Annotated in this window: 3 protein-coding genes and 1 pseudogene; all 4 read right to left on the reverse strand. The window is 27.6% G+C overall.

What is annotated here, in order from left to right; translation table 11 throughout:
- Positions 1 to 309, reverse strand: a pseudogene (locus tag ABJG40_RS00005) (glycosyltransferase WbuB); the annotation flags it as partial.
- A 173-nt stretch (positions 310 to 482) separates the two neighbouring features.
- Complete coding sequence (locus ABJG40_RS00010) at positions 483 to 1,571, reverse strand: glycosyltransferase (protein ID WP_348022525.1); 1,089 nt, start codon at positions 1,569 to 1,571, stop codon at positions 483 to 485.
- A complete protein-coding gene (locus ABJG40_RS00015; RefSeq protein WP_348022526.1) occupies positions 1,571 to 3,013 on the reverse strand; it encodes a lipopolysaccharide biosynthesis protein in 1,443 nt (480 codons plus the stop codon). Before ABJG40_RS00015 ends, ABJG40_RS00010 begins: the two co-directional genes overlap by 1 nt.
- 27 nt (positions 3,014 to 3,040) lie before the next feature.
- Positions 3,041 to 3,794: O-antigen ligase family protein (locus ABJG40_RS00020; protein WP_348022527.1), on the reverse strand; the 754-nt coding region annotated here is incomplete at its 5' end.

Below are 3,794 nucleotides of genomic sequence, written 5' to 3' on the forward strand. Positions count from 1 at the left end.
GGTAGAGGTGGCTATTACAAAATCAATATTTTTTTCTTTCATTGCTAAATATGTAGAAAACACCATAAAGTGCAAAAAAGATTTTAAACGTGATGCTATACTCATGGTTTGTGAATAGGGCACTCTAACATATATGACGTCTATGCCATCTACCGTTTTACGCTCAAACTTTTTTATATTATTTTTTCCTAAAGAAATAACAGTTACTTTATGACCATGCTTTAGTAACTCTAGGCTGTTCCAATAAGAACGTGTGCCGCCAGGTTGATCTGGTGTGGTGAAGTATTGATGTAGGTATAGAATGTTCATGTTAATTAAATGGGCAGGTAAAATGTTCTTATTAGTAAATTTAAAGTACAGGGTCTAAAAAAAATTATTAATTTAATACTTGAGCCTTTTAAATATTAATTCAATTAGTTATAACAAAAATTTTTATCATTATTAATAAAATATATTGAAAGTTTTAACAAGTAAACATAGTTCTAAATAATATCCAATAAGTATTGCCACTTTTTTAAAACTAATGAAGTGCTATATTCTTGAATATATTGTCGATTATTATTAGAGAACTCTCTCATTTTCTCAGGATTCTTTAAAAGTGAGATAATTTTATTTGCCATTTCTTCAACATCAAATGGTTGAATTAGATAACCATTGATTTCTTCTCTAATAATTTCATTTGGACCCGTTAAAACATCAAAACTAACTAACGGTAAATTAAAGGCAAGTCCTTCCAATAAGCTCATAGGAAACCCTTCATAACGAGAAGTCATAACCATAATTGAATATTTTGGATAAAGTTCATATAGCTTATTAGTTTGTCCTTTTAATATAACTTTACCTTCCAAATTATTTTGATTAATTAAATTTTCTAATTTTTCTTTAAAGCCACCAGAACCATAAATATGCCATTCAGTTTCCGGATAAGATTTTAAAATTATTGGCATTACTTGGGTAATAATTTCGAAATATTTTTCAAACTGTAATCTACCAACACTAATTATTTTATTGGTTGTCTCATCATAGTTCCTTGGAAGGTTCTCAATTCTACTATCAATTGGATTATATATTTGAATTACTTTTTTAGCAAATGTTTCTTTCTTATAATTAATTTCATCTGCTTTTGTTAGAGAGACCAGATAATTTGAAAATAAAGCAGTAAAATGCTCATTAAACATCCTGAATTGTTTTTTTGATGCACCTTTAAAACTAGTGTGAGACCAATATATAAGTTTTGTGTTCTTAAACAAGCTGCCACAAACTCCTAATGGTCCAACGATTTGACCACAAGAAACTAAAATGTCAATTTTGTTTTTAGTTATTACATTTCTTAAAACTTTGGATGCTTTAAAAATTCCTTTTTTCATTGGAATTTGGTCCTCGCGAAGAAAATGATAGGTAAGATTTTGATTCCATAAATAAAAATTTGTTTCGCTTTTTACATAACTAATTATGTGAATATTATAGTGCTCAAGTTTATATAGTTCATTGGAAATAAGAGATGTTACACGTCCAATACCTCCACCATCGGAAATCAAACTTAATAAAAATGCTATATTTTTTTTTGCCATTAGCGTAATTTTCTTAGAAGAGATGATAATTTTTGTTTAATCATAAAATATTCTTTCAATTTTATTATTTCATTAACTATTATAAAAACGATAAAACCTACAATAAGTTGTGTTATGATTAAACCTAATTTATTGTTGATGAAAAATGTTAAAATAAACATGGATAGTGAAGTTATTAATGCGATAGATAAAAAAGGTAAAGAATCTTTAAATTGACTAATTGGCGAATAATCAATTATTTTTTTTGTGTAATAACTATTAATGAAGTATTCTAAAATTGAAAAAAATATAAGTCCGTATATCATAGCCAATATTCCAAAGCTGACCGTGTATAATAGGATTGGTATTAATATAATTTTTTTAATAATCTCTAGTTTTAAATTTAAATTGGAATATCCCTTTACTAATAGCAGATTTAAATGCATAATTTGTAATGGGTAAAGAAGACCTGGTATGCAAAGCAATTGTAAGTATATAATTGATTGTTCCCATTTATCTCCAATTAAGATATTTATTAAAGGATTGGCTATTGCTGCAAGCGCCAACATTATTGTAAAATTTATATACATGCTAAATCTTATAAATTGAACAAATTTATTTTTTAAAACTTTTTTGTCATTCTGATAATTTGCTAAAATAGGAAAACTAATTCTTCTAATAGCGGCGGTAATATTAACAGAAAGCGGGCTTTGAAACTGATCTGCTCTTGTGTAATATCCTAGTGATGCTGGGCTAAAATATTTGCCAATAATAAAATAATATAAATTTTTGTAAGCAGTTGAAATTAAATTACCTAGAAGGACTTTATAACCATAATTAAATAATTCTTTAAAACTACTTGTTGAAAATTTTAAGGAAGGAAACCATTTAGTAGTGACCCAGAGTAAAATTGTGCTTATAAGTGGCCTTAGAATAAATAGCACAATTAAACTCCAAATTCCATGACCGGCATAAGCTAAATAGATAGAAATTATACCACTAATGGATGAAGAAATTACGGCAATCAATCCTAGTTTTTTAAAATTTAAAGATTTGGTTAAAAGTGTTTGTTGTATCAATGCAATTGCATTGATTATTAATACAATACCCGAAACTTTAATTAGGTTCTCCAAAACAGCAGACTCGAAAAAAGCAGATATCGAAGGTGCTATCATGAAAAGGAATAAATACAGCAGACCAGACGTGAGTAAATTCGTGTAAAATACGGTATTAAAATCATTTTCTGAGGAACTAACTTTCCTAATTAAAGCACTCCCAAAACCAGCTTCCACCATAGAGTTTGCAACACTAATTATTGCAGTAATAATACCTACTATACCAAAATCTTCTGGAGTTAGAAGCCTGGCTAGCACAATGCCAACGATGAATATCATACCTTGACTAAAAATTCCTTCAAAAATGGTCCAGCTGAATCCAGTTATTGCTTTATTTTTAATTGACATTTTGTATTGAGCTAAAGGTATTGTACATTATTGAATGGAGATAGAATCACTCTTTTGTGACATGTAATTTGTTTGTATACTTATAATTAAAAAAAAGTACATCATAGAAAAAGGAAATTTGTAGAATACATATGCATTATTATAAATCAAAAAGACTATGAAAAATAGAAGATTACATCTCAATAACGGGTTACTTGAATTTGCTCTATAGTTAGTATAACTTTTTAAAGTAGGAATGAAGTATAGGGCAAAAAGAAAAATAGCACCAATTACTCCTTGTTCAGCTAAAATTTCTGCATAGGAATTATGAGTAAATTGTTTGAATTTACTATAGAATGGGAATTGACCAAGCCCTACTCCTAATATTGGGTTGTCGGTAAAAACTTCAATTCCTTCATAAAATAAAACTTCTCTTGGGTCTTGCCTTTGCGATGTCTGGACAACTCTTCGACTTATTCTTGAACCTTCATAAATTTCAATAAACTTAATTGAGATAAAAATAAATAACAATATTAAAAACAATATCCGGACTATCTTTTTATGGATTTTTTTGTTTTGCTCTTTATTTACAAAAAACCAGAAGAATATGTTTATTAAAATTATTAATAACAATCCAGCTCTTGATTCTGTAGTAAAGGCTATTATCGTAAAGATTAATGGTAGGACTACTAAGAAAATTAAAAAAGATTTTTTTGGTTTTTTAAGATAAAGATAAAAAAGTGAAAAATTTGCAAACACACAATAATATGAATAACTATTCGCATTTAGTAGAAATCTATCT

The sequence above is a fragment of the Polaribacter sp. genome (genome assembly GCF_039939415.1).
Classification (GTDB): domain Bacteria; phylum Bacteroidota; class Bacteroidia; order Flavobacteriales; family Flavobacteriaceae; genus Polaribacter.

Bases quoted from the DNA above. Each gene is read 5' to 3' on its own strand.
- ABJG40_RS00015 (WP_348022526.1), bottom strand. From the start codon at position 3,013: ATGTCAATTAAAAATAAAGCAATAACTGGATTCAGCTGGACCATTTTT.
- ABJG40_RS00010 (WP_348022525.1), bottom strand. From the start codon at position 1,571: ATGGCAAAAAAAAATATAGCATTTTTATTAAGTTTGATTTCCGATGGT.